Origin of the sequence: Streptomyces parvulus (genome assembly GCF_014648855.1) — a bacterium.
Taxonomy (GTDB): Bacteria; Actinomycetota; Actinomycetes; order Streptomycetales; family Streptomycetaceae; genus Streptomyces; species Streptomyces parvulus.
Genome location: NZ_BMRX01000002.1, coordinates 263,821 through 285,051, shown reverse-complemented (window position 1 = coordinate 285,051; position 21,231 = coordinate 263,821). Strand labels below are relative to the sequence as shown.

Below are 21,231 nucleotides of genomic sequence, written 5' to 3'. Positions count from 1 at the left end.
GGTGCGCGGTGCGGATCAGCTCTCGCCGGACTCCGCGGGCTGCGTGGCGGCCGCTGCCTTGCGGGTGCGGCGGGCCTTCGGCTTCGCCTCCTCCGGGGCGTCGACGGCGGCCGCGGCCTTGCGGGTCCGGCGCCGCGGGGCGGCCTCCGGCTCCTGCGAGGCCTGTGCCGGGATGCCGGCGGCGGTGTCGGTGGCCTCAGCGGTCAGGGCCTCGGGCTCCGCGGTCTTGCGGGTGCGACGCGCCTTCGGCTTGGCCTCTGTGCCTTCGGCGGTGTCGGTGGCGGCTTCCGCCTTGGCGGCGGCGGTCTTCCGGGTGCGCCGGGGCTTGGCCTCGGTGGTCTCCGGGGCCGGGGTGGCCTCGGCGGTCACGGTGGGCTCGGCGGCCTTCCGCGTGCGGCGGGTCTTCGGCTTGGCTTCCGTGCCTTCGACGGTGTCGGCAGCGGCCTCCGCCTTGGCGGCGGCGGTCTTCCGGGTGCGGCGCGGCTTGGCCTCGGCCGCCTCCGGAGCCGACTGCGCCGGGATGCCGGCGGCGGTGTCGGTGGCCTCCGCGGTCACGGTGGGCTCGGCGGCCTTCCGCGTGCGGCGCGCCTTCGGCTTGGCCTCGGTGGTCTCCGGGGCCGGGGTGGCCTCGGCGGTCAGGGCCTCGGGCTCCGCGGTCTTGCGGGTCCGACGCGCCTTCGGCTTGGCCTCGGTGCCTTCGGCGGTGTCGGCAGCGGCCTCCGCCTTGGCGGCGGCGGTCTTCCGGGTGCGGCGCGGCTTGGCCTCCGCGGGCGCCTCGGTGACCGGGGCCTCCACGACCGCCGTCGCCTCGGCGACGGGAGCCGCCTCGGCCGGTGCCTCGGCCGACTTGCGGGTGCGGCGGCGGCGCGGCTTGGCCGGCGTCTCCACGATCTCGGCGGCCTGCGTCACGTCGGTGGCCTCGGAGACCTCGACGGCGGTGGCCTCGGCGGCCTGCTCACCCGGCGCGTCGGCCGCGGTGGCCTGCACCGGACGGCGCGTCGGCTCGCCGCCGCGGGTACGCCGGCGGCGGCGCAGCGTGCGGGGGCCGGTGGCCTCGTCCGCGGCGCCGTCGGTCACCGTCTCGGGCGCGGTGCTCGCGGTGGTGTCCGCGTCCACCGGGGTCCCGCCGCGCATCCGGCGGCGGCGACGCGGCGTACGGTCGGCGCGCTCGCGCTCGGCGGGACGGGATTCCTCCCGGCCGCCACGGCCGCCGCGGGTACGGCCACCGCGGCCGCCCGGCTCGCCCAGGTCCTCCAGGACCTCCGCGTCGAGCCCGGCGCGGGTGCGCTCCGAGCGCGGCAGCACACCCTTGGTGCCCTCGGGGATGCCGAGGTCCGTGTACAGGTGCGGGGAGGTGGAGTACGTCTCCGGCGGGTCGTTGAAGCCCAGCTCCAGGGCCTTGTTGATCAGCTGCCAGCGGGGGATGTCGTCCCAGTCGACCAGCGTGATCGCCGTACCCTTGGCGCCCGCGCGGCCGGTGCGGCCGATGCGGTGCAGGTACGTCTTCTCCTCTTCCGGCGACTGGTAGTTGACGACGTGGGTCACGCCCTCGACGTCGATGCCGCGGGCGGCGACGTCGGTGCAGACGAGCACGTCCACCTTGCCGTTGCGGAAGGCGCGCAGGGCCTGCTCGCGGGCGCCCTGGCCGAGGTCGCCGTGGACCGCGCCGGAGGCGAAGCCGCGCTGCTTGAGCTGGTCGGCCAGGTCGGCGGCGGTGCGCTTGGTGCGGCAGAAGACCATGGCCAGTCCCCGGCCGTCGGCCTGCAGTATGCGCGCCACCATCTCGGGCTTGTCCATGTTGTGCGCGCGGTAGATGAACTGCTTCGTGTTCGCGACCGTCGCGCCCGCGTCGTCCGGCGAGGTGGCGCGGATGTGCGTGGGCTGCGACATGTAGCGGCGGGCGAGCCCGATGACCGCGCCCGGCATGGTCGCCGAGAACAGCATGGTCTGGCGCCGCGCCGGCAGCATGTTGATGATCTTCTCGACGTCGGGCAGGAAGCCCAGGTCGAGCATCTCGTCGGCCTCGTCGAGGACCAGGCACTTGACGTGCTTGAGGCTGAGCTTCTTCTGGCCCGCGAGGTCCAGCAGGCGGCCCGGGGTGCCGACGATGACGTCGACGCCCTTCTTCAGGGCCTCGACCTGCGGCTCGTAGGCGCGGCCGCCGTAGATCGCGGTGACGCGCACGTTGCGGACCTTGCCGGCGGTCAGGAGGTCGTTGGTGACCTGCTGGCACAGCTCGCGCGTCGGGACGACGACGAGGGCCTGCGGGGCGTCGGTCAGGGACTCGGGCGCGGCACGGCCGGCCTCGACGTCCGCGGGGACGGTGACGCGCTCCAGGAGCGGGAGGCCGAAGCCCAGCGTCTTGCCGGTGCCGGTCTTGGCCTGGCCGATCACGTCCGTGCCCGAGAGGGCCACGGGGAGCGTCAGCTCCTGGATGGGGAAGGGGTTGACGATGCCGACGGCTTCGAGGGCTTCGGCGGTCTCGGGGAGGATCCCGAGGGATCGGAACGTCGTAGTCAGGGTGCTGCCTCTTCTGTGTACGTGGTGCGAGGCGAGCGCGCGGGTCGTGCCGGATCGTGTCGGGGACGTCGGCTGCCCGTACGGGTGAGCCGTAGGACACGGGACCTCTGTCGACGCTCCAGCGCTCGTACCACTGAGGGTCCCCCTCCGGGTTGCCTACGCAGTGTGGCGTACGGCAGGGAGGGCTGTCGGGTCGGAGCCGATCGGGCCACCGACCGGGCATCCTCATGCGTGCGGCCCGACGACGATGTCACGTACCCGTACGTCACATACTCGGCAGGCGCATTACCACCATACCCCGGATTCCCGCACATGCGATGGCCGAATTGGTCACGTAGTCGTCGTCACACTCACTGACCAGGGCCTTCCCGCTGTCGAAGAGCGGGCTATTGTGCGCTGCATGACGAGCTCTGACAAGCCTGGCCACGCCGCAGACGCCCCCGCCGAAACCACCGGAGCAGCCGAGACCGGCGGAGCCACCGCGGTGGCCTCCCGGGACTGGGCGTCGGCCGCCGCCGACCCGCAGTACCGCGCCGCCGTCGTGGACCTGCTCGGCGCGCTCGCCTACGGGGAGCTGGCGGCGTTCGAGCGGCTGGCGGAGGACGCCAAGCTGGCGCCCACGCTGGCGGACAAGGCGGAGCTGGCGAAGATGGCGTCGGCGGAGTTCCACCACTTCGAGCGGCTGCGCGACCGCCTCGCGGAGATCGGTGAGGAACCGACCGGGGCGATGGAGCCGTTCGTGGCCGCCTACGACGCCTTCCACAAGCAGACCGCCCCCTCGGACTGGCTGGAGGGGCTCGTCAAGGCCTACGTCGGCGACTCCATCGCCAGTGACTTCTACCGCGAGGTCGCCGCCCGCCTCGACAAGGACACCCGTGAGCTGGTGCTCGCCGTCCTCGACGACACCGGGCACGCCGGCTTCGCCGTGGAGAAGGTCCGCGCGGCGATCGACGCCGACCCGCGGGTGGGCGGACGGCTCGCGCTGTGGGCGCGGCGGCTGATGGGGGAGGCCCTGTCGCAGTCCCAGCGGGTGGTGGCCGACCGGGACGCGCTGTCGACCATGCTGGTGGGCGGGGTCGCGGACGGCTTCGACCTGGCCGAGGTGGGCCGGATGTTCTCCCGGATCACCGAGGCGCACACCAAGCGGATGGCGGCGCTGGGCCTGGCGGCCTGACCGCCGGCCCGGCGTCCGGTCAGGCGGTCGCCGAGCTGCGGCGCAGCCGTCCGGCGGGGCGCAGCAGCAGCGAAAGCGAGGCGGCGGAGAGCGCGGCCGAGCCCAGGAGCACCAGCAGCAGACCGCCGGCGCCCAGCGCGGTGTGGGTGACGAAGGCTCCGAACAGCGCCCCGGCGACTCCCGTCGGGAGGACCAGGACCCGGGCGGGGAGGCGGTGCGGCAGACGATGAACGGCGGCCCACGCCAGGGCCAGTCCGAGGATGGCGGCGCTGAGCGCTTCCAAGAGCATGTCGGGGTCCCTCCCACATCGCCGGCCTGCCCGAAAAGGTCACAGCCTGCATACCCCTGACCTGCGGAATGCAACCCTCCCCCTGTGGGTGAACTGTGCTCCACCCGTGTGCGCGACGATGCCGCCCGGCGCCGCGGAGCCGGGCGGAAACGGGGGCGGGGAGCGGATACGGAAGGGGCCCGGCGGTGGCAGTCACCGCCGGGCCCCTTCCCGTGACGTCGTCCGTTGTCCCGCTTCCGGGCTAGAGCGCGCCGAAACCCACCTTGCGCGGGGACGGCTCGCCGATCTCGACGTACGCGAGCCGGTCGGCCGGCACCAGGACCTTGCGGCCGTGTTCGTCCACGAGGCTCAGCAGCCGCGACTTGCCGGCCAGTGCCTCGGCCACCACGCTCTCGACTTCCTCGGCACTCTGACCGCTCTCCAGAACGATCTCGCGGGGCGCGTGCTGCACGCCGATCTTGACCTCCACGGCTATGTCCCTCCGACGGTCAGTGAAGTGCGCGATCTTCCGCGCCGTACCCAGCACACATTAGCCCGGTGAGGGGACGTACACGGTGCGTCGGAGAACGCCAGGAGCGAACAGCGGGCGGGAACAGCCCCGCCGCGCGCCCCTCACGCGGTGCCGGTCAGTGCTGGTCGGTGCCGTGCAGCGGGAAGCCGGCGATGCCCCGCCAGGCCAGCGAGGTCAGCAGCTGCACCGCCTGGTCGCGCGGCACGCTGCGGTCGCTGTGCAGCCAGGAGCGCGCCACCACCTGGGCGAGGCCGCCCAGACCGGAGGCCAGCAGCATCGACTCGGCACGCGACAGTCCGGTGTCCTCGGCGATGACGTCGCAGATCGCCTCGGCGCACTCGTTGGTCACCTTGTCGACGCGCTCGCGCACGGCCGGCTCGTTGGTCAGGTCGGACTCGAAGACCAGCCGGAAGGCGCCGCCGTCGTCCTCGACGTACGCGAAGTAGGCGTCCATGGTCGCCCGCACGCGCTGCTTGTTGTCCGTGGTCGAGGCGAGCGCGCTGCGCACGGACTGGATCAGCGCCTCGCAGTGCTGGTCCAGCAGGGCCAGGTAGAGGTCGAGCTTGCCCGGGAAGTGCTGGTAGAGCACCGGCTTGCTGACGCCGGCCCGCTCGGCGATGTCGTCCATCGCGGCCGCGTGGTAGCCCTGGGCGACGAACACTTCCTGTGCGGCGCCCAGCAGCTGATTGCGTCGGGCTCGGCGGGGAAGGCGTGTGCCCCGCGGGCGTACCGCCTCTGTCTGCTCGATGGCTGTCACGCCGCCTCCCATAGTCGTCCTCGTGCGGTGTGCGCCGCGTCGTCATCGTACTTTTCGGTAACCGTGGTGTGTGTGCTGCGAGCGCAGAATTTCACGGACCGGACGGTGCCGAAAGCCGCACAACAGGTTTCAAAAGGGTCCAGGCCGGGCAGAGATTGGCTTCCCTCCGGGTCGAGGCTCAGCGGTAGTCGTCCTCGCCGTGCGAGACGACCCGGGCCTGCTCGGCCAGGTCCGCCTCGTTGGCGCGGTCGGTGTCGGCGCCGGTGAGCGCGTCGTCGTGCTCCGGCGCGAGGTCCGCCTGCTGCTCGGCCGCGTCGGCGTCGGGCGCCTCCACACCGATCTCCTCGGAGTCCGGTGCCTCGGCGTCGAAGGTCTCGGGGTCGGTCGGGTCGACGGTCATGATGGGCTCCCTTCGTACGAACGTCCCCCGCGGACGCGGGGGCCACAAGCGGGTGCCCACTCCACGAGCCTAGGAGACACCCGTTTCGGACGCCATGCGTCGCGCGGGTCCGGCAGCGGCCGTGGAGCGCGTCCGCCACGGCTTGTGATGGCCGACACACGGGGCTGGGCGTGATCGTCTCGTAACATTGCGGGCATGTCTTCGACCGAGCCGCCCACCGTGCCGCCCGCCACCGTGCTGCCGAAGGTCGCGGCCGTCAAGGTCGCCGACGGCGAGCGGCTCAGGTCCGTGCATCTGCCCGGCACGACCCTGACGGTGCGTTCCAGGCGGCCGCTGCGCGACGGCCTGCCGCCCGCCCTGTACGTCCACGGCCTCGGCGGCTCCTCCCAGAACTGGTCCGCCCTGATGCCGCTGCTGGACGGGGTGGTGGAGAGCGAGGCCCTCGACCTGCCCGGCTTCGGCGACTCGCCGCCCCCGGACGACGGTGACTACTCCATCACCGGCCACGCGCGCGCGGTCGTCCGGCACCTCGACGCGTCCGGGCGCGGTCCCGTGCACCTCTTCGGCAACTCGCTCGGCGGCGCCGTCGCCACCCGGGTCGCCGCCGCACGCCCCGACCTGGTGCGCACCCTGACCCTGGTCTCGCCCGCGCTGCCCGAGATCCGCGTGCAGCGCAGCGCCGTACCCACGGGGCTCCTCGCCCTGCCGGGGGTGGTGACGCTGTTCTCGCGGCTCACCCGGGAGTGGACGGCCGAGCAGCGCGTCCGCGGTGTAACGGCGCTCTGCTATGGGGATCCGGAGCTGGTCTCGCCGGAGGGTTTCAGCAACGCCGTCGAGGAGATGGAGCGGCGGCTGCGGCTGCCGTACTTCTGGGACGCGATGGCGCGTTCCGCGCGCGGGATCGTGAACGCCTACACGCTGGGTGGCCAGTACGGTCTGTGGCGACAGGCCGAACGGGTTCTCGCACCGACCCTGCTGGTCTACGGTGGACGCGACCAACTCGTCGGCTACCGCATGGCCCGGCGGGCGGTCCGCGCCTTCCGCGACTCCCGGCTGCTGACCCTGCCGGACGCGGGACACGTGGCGATGATGGAATACCCGCAGACCGTGGCCACGGCCTTCCGCGAGCTTCTCGCGGACACCGAGCGGCCCGCGGCCGGCGAGCGCACCGACGGGATCGTGGACGACGAACCCGCCAACCAGAGCACAGGAGGCTGAGGCGCGACGTGGGACGCCACAGCCGCCGTGGACCCGCCCCCAAGCCCGACGCCGCGGCGCGGGAGGGCCGATCCGGCCGTATGCCCGGCGGGGTGGCCCGTCCTGCCGAGGGCGGGCAGCGCAGTGCACCCCAGGGACCTCAGGGGCCCCAGGGGTACGCCGGTCCGCGGCGCGGTCTTGATCCGCGGTTCCCGGACGGCACACCCGCGCACGGATTTCCGACGCTGCCGGGCGGTGGGCCCGGATGCGCGGGCCCGCGCATTCCCGACGGCACGCCGGCGCACGGTTTCCCCGGGCTTCCCGACGGCACTCCCGCGCGCGGTGTCCCCGGGTTCTCCGACGGCACGCCCGCGCAGGGCGTGCCGCGCGTGCGGGGCGGTCACCCCGAGCAGCGTGAACCCGGGGGCGGCTGGGGCGAGTTGAACCGCGGGGCACCGGCTCCCGACCGGTTCGCCCGGCCGGGCGCGCCGTTCCCGCGGCAGCGCCGGGCGCCTCAGGGCGGCCCGCGCCAAGGCCCTCAGGGTGGGCCGCGCCAGGTGCCCCAGGGCGGCCCGCGCCAGGACTACCTCGACGCCTTCGCCGAGGACGACGACGTCTTCGCCGCCCGTCCGGGGCGTACGCCCGCCTCCGAGCGGCCCGCCGACCCGTACGCCTCCGTCACCGACTGGAGCGCGGGCGACGGCGGCCGCCCCGGCGCGCCCGTCGGCACGAACCTCGACGGCGGTGACGACGGCCCGCCCACGGGCGAGCCCGCGCCGGCCAAGGGTGGCAAGGGCAGGACCTTCACCGGCATCGCGGCGGCCGCCGTCACCACCGTGCTCGCGGTGGTCGTGGCCGGACAGGTCGCCGACGGGGCGGACACGGACGGCGGCGTCGCCTCGCGGTCGGCCTCCGGCCAGGCCCGCGACGCCCACGACTCCGCGTCCCGCGCGGACGGACGGCCGACGCCCACCGTGCCCGAGGCCGCCGCCCCGCTGACGTACGAGCAGAAGCTCGGCAAGCGGTACCCGCTCAGTCCCGAACTCAAGGCGTCCGGGAAGTTCGACGCGGTCCCCGGCATCGCCAAGGCCCCCGGCAAGGGCCAGAAGTACACCTATCGCGTGGACGTCGAGCAGGGGCTCGGCCTCGACGGCTCCCTCTTCGCCGAGGCCGTGCAGAAGACCCTGAACGACCGGCGGAGCTGGGCCCACGACGGCGCCCGCACCTTCGAGCGCATCCACTCCGGGCAGCCCGACTTCGTGATCACCCTGGCCAGTCCCGGCACCACGGCCGACTGGTGCGCCAAGTCCGGCCTGGACACGACCGAGGACAACGTCTCCTGCGACTCCGCCGCCACCGAGCGCGTGATGATCAACGCCTACCGGTGGGCGCAGGGCGCGGAGCCCTACGGTGACGCGATGCTCGCCTACCGGCAGATGCTGATCAACCACGAGGTCGGCCACCGCCTCGGCTTCAACCACGTCACCTGCGACAAGGACGGCGAACTCGCCCCGGTCATGCAGCAGCAGACCAAGTTCGTCGACCACGACGGCATCGACTGCCGCCCCAACGCCTGGGCCTTCCCGAACGGTTGAGCGGGCCGCTCCGCCCGGCCGATCGCATCACACATGGTGACCCCGTGATCTCTTAGCGCGACGGAACGCGCCCCGCACGGGAAAGTTACGACCGTTCACCCCTTCCGGTGGCGCGACGGACAACCGTCCATCGCGCCACCGCCTCGTCCGCATACGTTCGTCCCGCTGCGAGCCGCCGGGCCAACGGCGGCTCCCCAGACGGGAGATCGGGGGTGCGCGCGTGCGCATCGGACTGCTTACGGAGGGTGGCTATCCGTATGTGAGCGGTGAGGCCGGGCTCTGGTGCGACCGGCTCGTACGCGGGCTGGCCCGGCACGAGTTCGACGTCTACGCGCTCAGCCGCTGCGAACAGCAGGAGACCGACGGGTGGGTGCCGCTGCCGCCGCAGGTCAGCCGCGTGCGCACCGCCTCGCCGTGGGAGCCCGAGGACGACGGGATCGTGCTCGGACGGCGCGCGCGCCGGCGCTTCGCCGAGTACTACGGCGAGCTCGCGACGGCCCTGTGCACGGCCGCGCCCGGAGATCCGGCCGGGGCCTCGCAGGAGGCGTCGGCCCTAGAGGCGGACCGTTTCGCCAACGCGCTGTACGGGCTCGCAGAGCTGGCCCGCGACGAGGGCGGGCTGTCCGCCGCGCTCCGCTCGGACACCGCCGTGCGCGCCCTGGAACGCGCCTGTCGCGCGCCCGGCGCCCACCGCTCCGCGCGCCAGGCGCGCGTCCCCGAGCTGCTCACCGTCGCCGCGCGCCTCGAACGCGCCCTGCGCCCCCTGTCGCTGGACTGGTACGAGGACGACGCCCTCGGTGCCGTGGACCTGTGCCACGCGGCCTCCGGCGGCCCCGCCGCCCTCCCCGGGCTGCTCGCCCGCCACTTCTGCGACGTGCCCCTTCTGGTGACCGAGTACGGGGTGCGGCTGCGGGCGCACTACCTCACGGAACCCGACGCCCCGCCGTCGATACGGTCCCTGCTGGCCGCGTTCCACGGCCGGCTCGCCGCCGAGACCTACCGGCGTGCCGCGGTGATCACCCCCGGCAACACGCACGCCCGCCGCTGGCAGGAGCGCTGCGGCGCCGACCGTGCCAAGCTCCGCACGGTCCACCCGGGCATGGACGCCGCGCCCTTCGCCGAGGCGGGGGAGTCGCCGGAGTGCGCCGATCCGCGGACCCTCGTCTGGGTCGGCCGGATCGAGCCGGCGAAGGACCTGGTCTCGCTGCTGCACGCGTTCGCGGAGATCCGCCGGGCCGAACCCGGAGCGCGCCTGCGGATCGTCGGCACTCCGTCCGGCCCCGAGGGTGCCGCCTACCTCGCCCACTGCCGGGGCCTGGCCGCCCAGCTCTTCCCCGACGAGGCCGACGGGCCGCACGACGTGGGCCGCAACCCGGTGTCCTTCGAGGAGACCGGCGGACCCGAACTCCCCTCGCGCGCCGACGCGTACGCCTCCGCCGCCCTGGTGGTGCTCTCCAGCGTCGTCGAAGGATTCCCGGCGGGGCTGGTCGAGGCCATGTTCTGCGGTCGCGCGACCGTGTCCACGGACGTCGGCGCGGTGGTGGAGGCCATCGGCGGCACCGGACTCGTCGTGCCCCCGCGCAATCCGCGGGCGCTCGCCGAGGCGTGCGTCGCCCTGCTGCGCGACCCCGAGCGCCGTGAGCGTCTCGGAGCGGCCGCGCGCGCCCGCGCACTGGAACTGTTCACCGTCGAGCAGAACATCACGGCATTTCACGGCATTTACCTGGAGATCCTGTCGCGCACGCCGGCCCGACGGGTCGTCCTCGACGACATGGGCGAACCCCTCCCGTTCGGCGCGCCCGCCGAGGCGCACGTCCCGGGCCGGTGGGCCGACCCCGCGGCCCGGATCGCCGTCCGCGGCGGCCCCGGCTGGGCGACCGACACGCCCGTCGCGGCCACCACCCCCGTCTCCGCGACCGAGGGAGCGTCCCGATGAGCGGCCTCGGCGAACTCGACCGGCCCGAGACCCCCCGCAGCCCCGGGGCCTGGGACGAACGCTCACGGCGTTCCTTGACCGGCCGGCCCCTCGCGGACCGGCCCTCGGCGGTCGACGCGGGGGCGCGGGAGCCGAGTGCGGGGGAGCGGGAGCCGGGCCGTGGGGAGCGGGAGACGGGTGCCGTCGGGCGTCCGGTGGACGCCCGGGAACGTGAGGCGAGTGCCGTCGGGCGTCCGGTGGACGCCGGGGAGCGTGAGGCGAGTGCCGTCGGGCGTCCGGTGGACGCCGGGGAGCGTGAGGCGAGCGCCTGGGCCTCGCCGGGGGGCCGACAGGCATCCGCCCCACCGGGGGACCGGCAGGCTTCCGCCCGTACCCGGCGCGGCGCCGTCGACCCCGTGAAGGCCCTGATGCACCGCCACCGCGACCTGTGCGAACGCGCCGTGGACCCGCTGGAGATCGCGGCCGGCCTGGAGGCGCACGGCGTCACCGACCGGACCGCCGCACGCTTCCGGCACCGGGACGTCTTCTCCCTCGCGGAGGAGATGTACGCCCGGGTCTCGCGCGACACTGAGCCGGCGCCACGACCGGCCGAACCGTCCCCGCCCGGGGCGGGCGCCACCTGGGTCGTGTACGCCCTGCTGCCCGGCGTCCTGTGCGCCGCCGCCGTCGCGGGCCTGCGCCTCACCGAGGGCCGGCCACGCCTGATCACGGCCGCCGTGGGCGCGCTCGCCCTGGCGCTGGCGCTGCGCGCGGCACTGCGCCGGGGGCCGCTGAGCGCCCCGGTCCGCACCAGCGGCACCTGGACCTGCTGGCTGATCGGCTACGCCCTCCTCGGCGACGGGCTGCTGCGTACCGCCCTCGCCGGCGGACCCGACGCCCTGCCGGACGGCACCGCCGACGGAGCGTGGCCCGTCACCGCCGCGCCCGTCCTGGCGCTCGCGCTGTCCTGCGCGCCCGCGGCCGGCTGCGCCCACCTCTTCGCCGTGCGCGCCCGGCGCCGACTGACCGCCAGCCGCGGCCTCGCCGACTTCTCCGCCTCCGTACGCCCCCTGCTGCTCGGCGCGTTCGCCCTGTACACGGGCGTCCTGATCGCCCTGCTCACGATCACCGGCGCGGTCCTGGACGAGCCCGCGGCCCACCCCCAGGCACTCACCCTGGGCGCGCTGCTGCTGCTCGCCCGGCTGCTGACCGTGCACGGCCACGCCCACGCGGCGACGCTCGTCCTCACGGTCACGGCCGCCGCCGAGGGCGCCGCCCTGGCCACGCTCTTCGCCGGCCGCCTCCCCGGCTGCGGCTTCCTGGCCGTCCCGGTCGAGACCCTGGTCGCCGTCTGCGGCCCGGCCGGCGTTCCCGCGGTCGCCTGCGGCATCGGCGCGCTGACCCTGCTGGTGCACGCGTCCCGCCGTCTGACCAGGGCGTCCGCGCACGCCGGCACACCGTCCTCGGAGGGACTGCGATGAGCGAAGCCCGGAGAGCCCACCACACCTCCGCAACACCCCCAGAAGGAGCCCGCAGATGACCACCTCCCGACCCGACGCCTCGGCACCGGGAGCCGCCCGATGAGAGTCCTGCTGATCGGAGCCAACGGCTACATCGGACGCTTCGTCGCCGACCGCCTCCTCGCCGACCCGGCGGTCCAGCTCACCGCGCTCGGCCGCGGCGACGACGCCGACGTCCGCTTCGACCTCGCCACGGGCAGCCCCGGCGCCCTCACCCGCTTCCTGGACGCCGTCCACCCCGGCGTCGTCGTCAACTGCGCGGGCGCCACCCGCGGAGGCGCCCGCGAACTCACCCGGCACAACACCGTCGCCGTCGCCACCGTCTGCGAGGCCCTGCGCCGCAGCGGGTGCGGAGCCCGGCTGGTGCAGGTCGGATGCAGCGCCGAGTACGGTCCCAGCCAGCCCGGCTCCTCCACCGCCGAGGACGCCGTGCCCCGCCCCGGCGGGCCCTACGGCGTCAGCAAGCTCGCCGCGACCGAACTCGTCCTCGGCTCCGGCCTGGACGCCGTCGTCCTCCGCGTCTTCTCGCCCGCCGGACCCGGCACCCCCGCCGGCTCCCCGCTGGGCCGCCTCGCCGAGGCCATGCGCCGCGCGATGCAGTCCGGCGACGGCGAGCTGCGCCTCGGCGGCCTCGGCGCCCAGCGCGACTTCATCGACGTCCGCGACGTCGCCCGCGCCGTCCACGCCGCCTCGCTCTCCGCCGCCCAGGGCGTCATCAACATCGGCTCCGGACGCGCGGTCCGCCTGCGCGACGCCGCCGCCACCCTCGCCCGCGTGGCCGGCTACGGCGGCGCCCTGCACGAACTCGACGCACCGCCCGGCGCCCTGCGACCCACCATCGGCCACCCCCGCACCGAATCCGCCGGCCACCGCGCCGACGCCTTGGCCCACCACCGCAGCGACGGCCTCGGCCACCACCGTCCCGACCTCGGGCACCGCGGCGAGCGCTCCGACACCGAGCACGCCGCGCCGGTCGCCTATCCGTACCCGGACGGCTGCGGCAGCTGGCAGCAGGCCGACGTGCGCACCGCGCGCGACCGGCTCGGCTGGCGGCCCCGGATCGGTCTCGAAGAGTCCCTCGCCGACATCTGGATGGAGGCGGCATGTCGTATCTGACCAGCACGAGGGCCGGTGTCGCCGGCACCGTGACAGGCACCGGCATCGGTGTCCCCGGGCTGGCCCACCCCCTCGTCGCCCCCGACGAATGGGCGGGCCTCACCTGCCCGGGCACGCCCCTGCACTGGGTCGTCCTCAACATCTCCGACGGCCCCGGCGCGCACCCCGACCCGCGCTGCCTGGAGGCGGCCGGCCGTCTGCGCAACGCGGGTGTCCGCGTCCTCGGCCACCTCGACGCCGCGTACGGCGCGCGGAGCCTCGCCGAACAGGTCGCCGAGGCCCACCGGTACATCGACTGGTACCAGGTCGACGGCTTCCTCCTCGACCACTGCCCCTCCGAACGCGCCGCCCTCCCCGAGATCCGCCGCACCGTCGGCACGCTCCGCGTGATCCGTGACGATGCCCACATCGTCCTCGGCCACGGCACCCACCCCTACCCCGGCTACGCCGAGAACGCCGACCAACTCGTCACCTTCTCCGGCAGCTGGGCCGACTACCGCTGGTCCCAGGCGTCCGAGTGGAGCGCCGACTACCCGCCCGAGCGCTTCTGCCACTTCGTCCACGGGGTGCCGCGCGGGCATCTGGAGGAGGCGCTGCGCATCGCCCGTTGGCAGGGTGCCGCGACGATCTACATCACCGACCGCACCACCCAGGGCGGCCGCGTCGACCCCTGGGAGACGATGCCCGGCTACTGGGACGAAATCGTCTCGCGGGTCGGGACGGGTGTCTCGGAATGAAAAAGGCCGTGGCAGTGTTACTGGCAGAGCAACCGTAATCACTGACCGACCAACGGAGTCCCCGTGTCGCTGCCACCCCTGGTCGAGCCGGCCGCCGAGCTCACCGTAGACGAGGTCCGCAGGTACTCCCGCCACCTGATCATCCCCGACGTGGGGATGGACGGGCAGAAGCGGCTGAAGAACGCCAAGGTGCTCGCCGTGGGCGCGGGCGGCCTCGGCTCGCCGACCCTGATGTACCTGGCGGCAGCCGGTGTCGGAACGCTGGGCATCGTCGAGTTCGACGAGGTCGACGAGTCCAACCTGCAGCGGCAGGTCATCCACAGCCAGGCCGACATCGGCCGCTCGAAGGCCGAGTCCGCCCGCGACACCATCAAGGGCATCAACCCCTACGTGGACGTGGTCCTTCACGAGGAGCGGCTCGAGGCCGACAACGTGATGGACATCTTCCGCGAGTACGACCTGATCGTCGACGGTACGGACAACTTCGCGACCCGCTACCTGGTCAACGACGCCTGCGTGCTGCTGAACAAGCCCTATGTATGGGGCTCGATCTACCGCTTCGACGGCCAGGCGTCCGTCTTCTGGTCCGAGCACGGTCCCTGCTACCGCTGCCTCTACCCGGAGCCCCCGCCCCCCGGCATGGTCCCCTCCTGCGCCGAGGGCGGCGTCCTGGGCGTGCTGTGCGCGTCCATCGGCTCCATCCAGACCAACGAGGCCATCAAGCTCCTCGCGGGCATCGGCGAGCCGCTGGTCGGCCGCCTGATGATCTACGACGCCCTGGAGATGCAGTACCGCCAGGTCAAGGTCCGCAAGGACCCCGACTGCGCGGTCTGCGGCGAGAACCCGACCGTCACCGAACTCATCGACTACGAGGCCTTCTGCGGTGTCGTGTCCGAGGAGGCCCAGGCGGCGGCCGCCGACTCCACGATCACTCCGAAGCAGCTCAAGGAGTGGATGGACGACGGCGAGAACATCGAACTCATCGACGTCCGCGAGCCGAACGAGTTCGAGATCGTCTCCATCCCCGGCGCCAGGCTGATCCCGAAGAACGAGTTCCTCATGGGCTCCGCCCTGGAGAGCCTGCCGCAGGACAAGAAGATCGTCTTGAACTGCAAGACGGGTGTCCGCAGTGCGGAAGTCCTGGCGGTCCTGAAGTCCGCCGGCTTCTCGGACGCCGTGCACGTCGGCGGCGGCGTGATCGGCTGGGTGAACCAGATCGAGCCGGCGAAGCCGGTCTACTGACCGAGGCTCGTCCTCGCGGCGGCGGGGGTTTCGCGCACCACGGGTGCCCGGAACCCCCGCCGTCGTCATGAGCAGACCCTGCCGTCCTCGGGCACCGTCCCCTTCAGCAGGTAGGCGTCCACCGCGGAGTCCACACAGTCGCTCCCGCTCCCGTAGGCCCCGTGGCCCTCGCCCTTCCAGGTGAGCATCACCCCGACGTCCGCGCCCAGCTCGTCCGCCATCCGGCGCGCACCCTCGTAGGGCGTCGCCGGGTCGCCGGTGTTGCCGACCACCAGGATCGGCGCCGCGCCGGACGCGCCCACCTCGGGGGTCTCGTGCTGCCCGGGCACCGGCCAGTCGTGGCACCAGCCGGCCGTGTCCCAGCCGAGGAAGGCTCCGAAGACGGGCGAGACCTTCTCGAACCTCGGCAGTCGCGCCTTCGTCTCCTCGACGGTCGGCCGCTGCCTGTCGTCCAGGCACGATATGACCCGCTGGGAGTGGGTCGTCGTGCCGTAGCGCCCCGACTCGTCCCGCTCGTTGTAACCGTCGGCGAGGGCGAGCAGCTCCGAGCCGTCGCCCTCCTCGGCGGCCGCCAGAGCACTGGTGAGCGACGGCCAACCGGTCTTGCTGTAAAGGGGGAGCACGATGCCGGTGAGGGCGAGCGTCTGCGTCAGCTTCCGTCCCGACGAGGACGTCGGCAGCGGTTCCGCGTCCAGCCGCTCCAGGAGCGCGGAGATCTTCCGGGACCCCGCACCCGGCTCCTGGCCGGTCGACTTCAGATAATCGTCCAGAGCCCGTTGGAAACCTCTGGCCTGGTTCTCGGCGTGGCCCATGGTGTCGGCGTCCGGGGCGACGACGGCGTCGAGGACCACGCGGCCCACCCGCCCGGGAAACAGGTGGGCGTAGACGCCGCCGAGTTCGGTGCCGTAGGAGATGCCGAAGTAGTGCATCTTCTCGTCACCCAGCACGTGTCGCATGAGGTCCATGTCCCGAGCCGTGTCCCTGGTCGAGACGTGCGCCATCAGCTTGCCGGCCGCCTTCTGGCAGCCCTTGCCGAAGTCGGCCGCGTCCTCGAGGTACGCCTCCTCCTCGGCCGGGGTGTCGGGGGTGGAGTCCACCGTCTCGGCGGCGTCGATCGCCTCGTCGGCGCGGCAGCGGACCCCCTCGCTGGCGGCCACCCCGCGCGGGTCCCAGCTCACCAGGTCGTACCGCTCGTGCAGCGAGCCGACGCTCTCGGCGTAGGCCGGCATCGTGGAGACGCCCGAGGCGCCCGGGCCGCCGAAGTTGAACAGCAGGGAGCCGACGCGCTTCTCTCCCTTGGCCTTCGACCTGATCAGCGCGAGGTCGATGGTCTCCCCGCCGGGCTCGGACCAGTCCAGCGGTGCCTTGAGCGAGGCGCACCGCCAGTCGCCGCCCGGCGCGGGGGAGTCGGCCGTGTCCTCGCAGCGGCCCCAGTCCAGGGACTGCGAGGCCAGTGCGTCGGGCACCCCCGACGGTGCAGCCGCCGAGGGCCCCGCGCTGCTCCGGCCCCCGTCGTCCCCGTCCCCGTCGGACGAGCCGCTGCAGCCCGCCGTCAGCAGTGCGGCGGCGGCCGTGAGGGCCGTCCACCGAACGAGACGCGCCATGTCCTCTCCCCCCGGGCAAAGCCGTCCGCGCCGTGCGGCGGATGGCGTTCATGCCATGGTAGGCGGACCGCGCAGCGCCCGATGAAGCCTGTGGATAACGCTTTGACCTGCTGTTTCGTCTGCTCTTGCGTCGATCCCGCGGGGCGAGGCGGTCAGGGGCAGACCGTGCCGGCCGCCGGTACTCGGCCGTCCAGGAGGTAGCCGTCGACCGCGTCGCGGACGCACTTGTCCTTGCTGTCGTAGGCGCCGTGACCCTGGCCCTTGTAGGTCAGTTCCACACCGACGCCCTTGCCCAGCGCCTCGGCCATCCGCCCGGCCCCCTCGTAGGGCGTCGCCGGATCGCCGGTGTTGCCGATCACGAGGACGGGCGGGGCGCCGGGAGCGCTGACGTCCGGGTGGTCGGCGGCGCCGGCCACCGCCCAGTCGGTGCAGCTGAGCATCGACCAGGCCAGGAAGTCGCCGAACAGCGGCGACGCCTTCCGGAACTGCGGCAGCTTGCCCTCCACGTAGGCGGTGTCGTACCGGGGTTTGTCGTCGGCGCAGTTGATCGCGACGTTGGCCGCGGTGATGTTGCTGTACGTCCCGTTCTCGTTGCGGCCGTTCAGCGAGTCCGACAGTGCCATGAGGACCCGGCCGTCACCGTCGTACGCCTGCTCCAGACCCTCGGTGAGGTACTCCCAGAAGTCCTTCGAGTACAGCGCCTGCGCGATGCCGCCGGTCGCCGCGGTCTCGGTCAGCTGCCGGGGGAAGATGCCGGGAATCGGTTTGCGGTCCAGGTCCTTCAGCAGCCGGGCGATGCGGGACTTGACGTCGTCCGCGGTGTCCCCGACCGGACAGTCCTCGACCTTGGACACGCAGTCCTCGGCGAAGTTGTCGAGCGCGAGCTGGAAGCCCTCGGCCTGGCCCAGCGAGCCCTGCTCCGCGGTCTGCGTGGGGTCGACGACCGCGTCGAAGACGGCCCGGCCCACCTTCTTGGGGAACAGGTGGGCGTAGACGCCGCCGAGTTCGGTGCCGTAGGAGATGCCGAAGTAGTACAGCTTGTCGTCGCCGAGGACCTGGCGCATCAGGTCCATGTCGCGGGCCGCGTCGGTGGTGGGCACGTGCGGCAGCACCTTCTTGGAGTTCTTCTCGCACGCCGCGTTGAACTTCTCCGTGTTGTCGACCAGTTCGGTGCGTTCGGCGGCGTCGTCGGGGGTCGCGTCCTGCTGGAAGTAGGCGTCCAGCTGCTTGTTGTCCAGGCACTCCACGGGGGCGCTGCGGCCGACGCCGCGCGGGTCGAAGCTGACCAGGTCGTAGCGGGTGTTCAGCTTCGCGTAGTCCTGGCCGAAGGCGGGCAGCGTGGTCACGCCCGAGCCGCCGGGGCCTCCGAAGTTGAAGATCAGCGAGCCGATCCGTTCGTCGGCCGCGCCGCTCGACTCGGCCCGGATCAGCGCGAGGTCGATGGTGTCGCCCTCGGGGTCGTCGTAGTCGAGGGGCGCCTTCATCGTGGCGCACTGCCACTCCTGGCCGTCCGGCAGCGGGGAGGGGGCGGCGCCGCCTCCCTCCGCCTCGGACGGTGCCGGGCAGTCCTTCCAGCTGAGCTTCTGTTCCGGAAGGTTCTCGTCGCTGTCCTGCGTACCGCCGCCGCACCCTGCCAGGAGGGCGGACAGCGTGACGGCGGACGCGGTCAGGGCGGCGGCACGCAGCCGGGCGGGATTCGGCATGCGTCCATCGTGCGGTCGCGCCAGACGGTGCGCTCGGGGCAGCGGCCGTACGGGGGACGGGCGGGCCGGTCCGCCGGCCCGGCCGCGCGCCTGCGGCGGCCGGGCTACAGGGCCTCTTTCCGCGTCAGGTGGTTGAAGACCAGCCAGCCGGGCAGCACCGGCAGCCACAGGGTGAGCAGCCGGTAGAGCAGCACCGCGGGCGCGGCGACCTCCTTGGGCAGGCCGACGGCGATCAGACCGACCGTCAGCGTCGCCTCGACGGCGCCCACGCCACCCGGTGTCGGCGCGGCTGACCCCAGGGCGTTGCCCGCGAGGAAGACGACCGCGACGCTCGCCAGGCTGATCGACGTCGACTCGTCGCCGAAGGCGCGGATCGAGGCGTCCAGGCACATCACGAAGCAGGCGGTGAGGAGCAGCATGCCGCCGATGCCGGTGATCAGCTTCTGCGGCCGCTGGAGCACGTCCAGCATGCGCGGCACGACGCCGGCGAAGAGCGAGCGCACGCGCGTGACGACGAATTTGCGCAGGAACGGCACCGAGGTCACCACGAGCACGAGCACCGCCACGGTCAGCAGACCCGCGATGACCGTCCGGGAGGGCGAGAGCGACGGCGTCTTCTCGGTGCCGGTGAGATAGCCGAAGGCCAGCAGCATCAGGATGTGGCAGCCGAGTCCGAACAGCTGGGAGGCGCCGACGCTCGCCACCGCGAGCCCGGGGCGCACGCCCGCGCGCTGGAGGAAGCGGGTGTTCAGCGCCACGCCGCCGACCGCCGCCGGGGCGACGATCTTCACGAACGAACCGGCGACCTGCGCGGCCACGGTCCGCAGGAACGGCACGCGCTCGGGGACGAAGCCCAGCAGGGACATGGCCGCCGCGACGTAACTCGCCGCCGAGAACAGCACGGCCGCGGCCACCCAGCCCCACTCGGCGTTCGAGATCAGCGGGCCGAACTCGATGTGGGTGAGCTGCGTGAGCAGGAAGTAGGCGCCGATCGCTCCGGCGATGAAACTGATCAGGGTGCGCGGCCGCACCCGCTCCAGCCGGGCGGGCTCGACGGGGGCCTGCGGCCTGATGCGCAGCACCGCGTGCCGGATCAGGGTGAGCAGGTCCTCCTCGCGAGCCTCCTCCAGCGCCTCCTCGGCGGCCCGCTTCTCGGCCCGCTGCTCCGCGCGTACGGCCTTCTTGTCGGCCTTGTCCTTCTTCTCGCCCTTGCCCGTCTCCTCGGTCCTGGCCGGCTCGGCGTGCCGCTCGGGCGTGTCGCTCGCGTCTCCGGCGGCGGACGCCTCGGCGCGGGCCAGTTTCGCCTGCCGGGACGACTCCAGGACCGCCTCGCGTTCGCGCTGGGCCCGCTCCCGGGCGAGCTTGCGCAGCGTCGCGCGCGTGGAGCGGCTGAGCGCGATGGGCTGGAGCATCGGCAGGCAGTCCGCCACGGCGTCGGGACCGAGCACGTCCACCGCCGAGGCGACCGCGCGCTCGGCACCCACCCGCAGGCCCAGCGTCACCAGGAGCTGGGAGATGTCCATGCGCAGCAGCAGGTCTCCGGCGGCGATCTCGCCGATGCGCAGGTCGGTGAGGATCACCGCGCCGGAACGATCCACCAGGATCGCGTCGCCCACCAGCCTGCGATGCGCGATGCGACGGGACTGCAGGGCCTGGACCTGCTCCCACGTGCCGCGCAGCAGCTCGTCGGTGATCTCCTCGTCCGGCAGCGAGTCGAGAGTGCGTCCGCCGGTGTGCTCGTAGACGAGCATGACCGCGTCGGGACCCAGCTCGGAGGTCGCGATCAGCTTGGGGGCGTTGGCGCCGGCGCCGATCGCCGCGTAGGCGAGCAGCGCCTCCTGCTCCAGGGCCTGCCGCAGGGAGGGAAGACTGCTGCGGGTGGCGAAGCCGCGCAGCGTCAGATTGCGCCAGGCGCGGTAGAAGAAGCCCTGCGCCTGCTGCTCCCGGTCCACCACCGTCACGTCGAGCGGATGCCCGTCCTCCAGGGTGACGAAGTAGCGGCGGCCGCGGTCGCCGGTCTCGGCGGTGTCCGCCGGCGCCTCCTCACGGGCCGCGGTGACCGGGCGGAATCCCACGTGCCGCAGGCCGGCCATCAGCGTCCGGCCGGTCGGCCGGACGTTGGGGGAGCCGACCGCGTACAGCGTGCCGTAGGCCACGGTCCAGCCGATGAGGACGGTGAGGATGATCGAGAACGGCGTGGTGTAGCCGGTGACCAGCATGGAGAACGCGTCGAGGAGCAGCACGATCCACAGCACCGCGCGCCAGCGGGGTCTGCGGGACATGCCGACCGCGGTCATGTACGCGATGACCGGGGCCAGGTAGCCGTGCACCGGGTCGGTCAGCGCGTGGATGTCGCCCGGGGACGGCTGGGTGAGGGCCTCCTGGATGGATCCCGGGGCCGCCTTGGCGACCCACAGGTCCGTGGCCAGGGTCACCCCGTGGGCGAGGACCGCCGCCAGCACGCCGTCGGCGATCCGCAGCCCGTCCCGTTTGATCAGCCGCTCGATCGCGAAGGCGACCGGCACCAGGAGGATCGCGATGCTGGACGCCAGTCCGGCGATCTTGATCAGCAGGTCAGGGGCCTGTCCGGTGCCCTTGTTGATGTCCTGTTCGAGCCCTGAGGTGGTGCCGTGCGCGAAGGCCGCCACGGCGAGGAGCACGGCGACGGCGAGCACTCCCACCAGCAACCGCATCAGGTCGGACGGACGGTGCACGCGCGCGGGGAGGAGCGGTTCGTCGCCCTCCACCTCGTCGATGTGGGCCACGTCGTCGGGATCGGCGGCCGTGGCCGACCGGCCCGCCGCCGGCCGCCGGCCGGTCTTCTCGCCGCCGTCTTCCGCGGTGTCCGGGCGCGACGAAGCGTCAGAGGTGCCCTCGGCGTCCTCGGGGTGCACACCCTGCTGCTTCATCGCCTCTTCTTGCTCTCGTATCACTGGTCACCGCCCGCACGA

The 21,231-nt window shown here is 73.4% G+C and carries 16 protein-coding genes; 8 read left to right on the top strand and 8 right to left on the bottom strand.

The genetic code is table 11. From position 1 onward, the window contains the following. Window positions 1–15: 15 nt before the first annotated feature. A complete protein-coding gene (locus IE108_RS04220; protein ID WP_373296909.1) occupies window positions 16–2,415 on the bottom strand; it encodes a DEAD/DEAH box helicase in 2,400 nt (799 codons plus the stop codon). A gap of 505 nt (window positions 2,416–2,920) precedes the next feature. Here IE108_RS04220 and IE108_RS04215 point away from each other — a divergent pair. After that, the gene (locus IE108_RS04215; protein ID WP_064729700.1) at window positions 2,921–3,694 is read left to right on the top strand and encodes a ferritin-like fold-containing protein; all 774 of its coding nucleotides are present in this window, start codon (window positions 2,921–2,923) and stop codon (window positions 3,692–3,694) included. Window positions 3,695–3,713: 19 nt separating this feature from the next. Here the strand turns inward: IE108_RS04215 and IE108_RS04210 are convergent, their stop codons facing one another. The 4 genes from IE108_RS04210 to IE108_RS04195 form a co-directional block, all read right to left on the bottom strand. Next, window positions 3,714–3,983: a hypothetical protein gene (locus IE108_RS04210; RefSeq protein ID WP_064729701.1), complete on the bottom strand. Its 270-nt coding sequence runs from the start codon at window positions 3,981–3,983 to the stop codon at window positions 3,714–3,716. Between the two features lie 241 nt (window positions 3,984–4,224). After that, the gene (locus tag IE108_RS04205; RefSeq protein WP_064729702.1) at window positions 4,225–4,452 is read right to left on the bottom strand and encodes a DUF3107 domain-containing protein; all 228 of its coding nucleotides are present in this window, start codon (window positions 4,450–4,452) and stop codon (window positions 4,225–4,227) included. Between the two features lie 157 nt (window positions 4,453–4,609). After that, a complete protein-coding gene (locus IE108_RS04200; protein ID WP_064731956.1) occupies window positions 4,610–5,251 on the bottom strand; it encodes a TetR/AcrR family transcriptional regulator in 642 nt (213 codons plus the stop codon). A gap of 178 nt (window positions 5,252–5,429) precedes the next feature. After that, window positions 5,430–5,651, bottom strand: coding sequence for an Rv3202a family protein (locus IE108_RS04195; protein ID WP_064729703.1), 222 nt, complete (start codon window positions 5,649–5,651; stop codon window positions 5,430–5,432). A 195-nt stretch (window positions 5,652–5,846) separates the two neighbouring features. Here IE108_RS04195 and IE108_RS04190 point away from each other — a divergent pair, with 195 nt between their 5' ends. The 7 genes from IE108_RS04190 (at window position 5,847) to moeZ (ending at window position 14,973) form a co-directional block, all read left to right on the top strand. Beyond that, window positions 5,847–6,869 carry an alpha/beta fold hydrolase gene (locus tag IE108_RS04190; RefSeq protein ID WP_064729705.1) on the top strand — a complete coding sequence of 341 codons (1,023 nt, stop codon included), beginning with the start codon at window positions 5,847–5,849 and terminating at the stop codon, window positions 6,867–6,869. A gap of 8 nt (window positions 6,870–6,877) precedes the next feature. Continuing rightward, window positions 6,878–8,443 (top strand): DUF3152 domain-containing protein, encoded by a 1,566-nt coding sequence (locus IE108_RS04185; protein ID WP_064729706.1) that lies wholly within the window; start codon window positions 6,878–6,880, stop codon window positions 8,441–8,443. Window positions 8,444–8,663: 220 nt separating this feature from the next. Continuing rightward, window positions 8,664–10,379 (top strand): DUF3492 domain-containing protein, encoded by a 1,716-nt coding sequence (locus IE108_RS04180; protein WP_064729707.1) that lies wholly within the window; start codon window positions 8,664–8,666, stop codon window positions 10,377–10,379. Continuing rightward, entirely contained in the window at window positions 10,376–11,839 is a 1,464-nt protein-coding gene (locus tag IE108_RS04175) for a hypothetical protein (protein WP_064729708.1), read from the top strand. Before IE108_RS04180 ends, IE108_RS04175 begins: the two co-directional genes overlap by 4 nt. A 99-nt stretch (window positions 11,840–11,938) precedes the next feature. After that, window positions 11,939–12,994, top strand: coding sequence for an SDR family oxidoreductase (locus IE108_RS04170; protein WP_064729710.1), 1,056 nt, complete (start codon window positions 11,939–11,941; stop codon window positions 12,992–12,994). Beyond that, window positions 12,982–13,731 carry a spherulation-specific family 4 protein gene (locus IE108_RS04165; protein WP_064729711.1) on the top strand — a complete coding sequence of 250 codons (750 nt, stop codon included), beginning with the start codon at window positions 12,982–12,984 and terminating at the stop codon, window positions 13,729–13,731. Before IE108_RS04170 ends, IE108_RS04165 begins: the two co-directional genes overlap by 13 nt. A 63-nt stretch (window positions 13,732–13,794) precedes the next feature. Then, complete coding sequence (moeZ, locus tag IE108_RS04160) at window positions 13,795–14,973, top strand: adenylyltransferase/sulfurtransferase MoeZ (RefSeq protein ID WP_064729712.1); 1,179 nt, start codon at window positions 13,795–13,797, stop codon at window positions 14,971–14,973. A 65-nt stretch (window positions 14,974–15,038) separates the two neighbouring features. On the opposite strand, the gene IE108_RS04155 is transcribed toward moeZ, so the two are convergent. The 3 genes from IE108_RS04155 to IE108_RS04145 form a co-directional block, all read right to left on the bottom strand. Continuing rightward, window positions 15,039–16,577 (bottom strand): alpha/beta hydrolase, encoded by a 1,539-nt coding sequence (locus IE108_RS04155; protein ID WP_064729713.1) that lies wholly within the window; start codon window positions 16,575–16,577, stop codon window positions 15,039–15,041. Between the two features lie 152 nt (window positions 16,578–16,729). Next, window positions 16,730–18,280: an alpha/beta hydrolase gene (locus IE108_RS04150; protein WP_064729714.1), complete on the bottom strand. Its 1,551-nt coding sequence runs from the start codon at window positions 18,278–18,280 to the stop codon at window positions 16,730–16,732. A gap of 104 nt (window positions 18,281–18,384) precedes the next feature. After that, window positions 18,385–21,189: a lysylphosphatidylglycerol synthase transmembrane domain-containing protein gene (locus tag IE108_RS04145; protein WP_064729715.1), complete on the bottom strand. Its 2,805-nt coding sequence runs from the start codon at window positions 21,187–21,189 to the stop codon at window positions 18,385–18,387. Window positions 21,190–21,231: the final 42 nt, after the last annotated feature.

Bases quoted from the DNA above. Each gene is read 5' to 3' on its own strand.
- IE108_RS04155 (WP_064729713.1), bottom strand. From the start codon at position 16,577: ATGGCGCGTCTCGTTCGGTGGACGGCCCTCACGGCCGCCGCCGCACTG.
- IE108_RS04150 (WP_064729714.1), bottom strand. From the start codon at position 18,280: ATGCCGAATCCCGCCCGGCTGCGTGCCGCCGCCCTGACCGCGTCCGCC.
- IE108_RS04190 (WP_064729705.1), top strand. From the start codon at position 5,847: ATGTCTTCGACCGAGCCGCCCACCGTGCCGCCCGCCACCGTGCTGCCG.
- IE108_RS04210 (WP_064729701.1), bottom strand. From the start codon at position 3,983: ATGCTCTTGGAAGCGCTCAGCGCCGCCATCCTCGGACTGGCCCTGGCG.
- IE108_RS04195 (WP_064729703.1), bottom strand. From the start codon at position 5,651: ATGACCGTCGACCCGACCGACCCCGAGACCTTCGACGCCGAGGCACCG.
- IE108_RS04145 (WP_064729715.1), bottom strand. From the start codon at position 21,189: ATGAAGCAGCAGGGTGTGCACCCCGAGGACGCCGAGGGCACCTCTGAC.
- IE108_RS04175 (WP_064729708.1), top strand. From the start codon at position 10,376: ATGAGCGGCCTCGGCGAACTCGACCGGCCCGAGACCCCCCGCAGCCCC.
- IE108_RS04170 (WP_064729710.1), top strand. From the start codon at position 11,939: ATGAGAGTCCTGCTGATCGGAGCCAACGGCTACATCGGACGCTTCGTC.
- IE108_RS04165 (WP_064729711.1), top strand. From the start codon at position 12,982: ATGTCGTATCTGACCAGCACGAGGGCCGGTGTCGCCGGCACCGTGACA.
- IE108_RS04215 (WP_064729700.1), top strand. From the start codon at position 2,921: ATGACGAGCTCTGACAAGCCTGGCCACGCCGCAGACGCCCCCGCCGAA.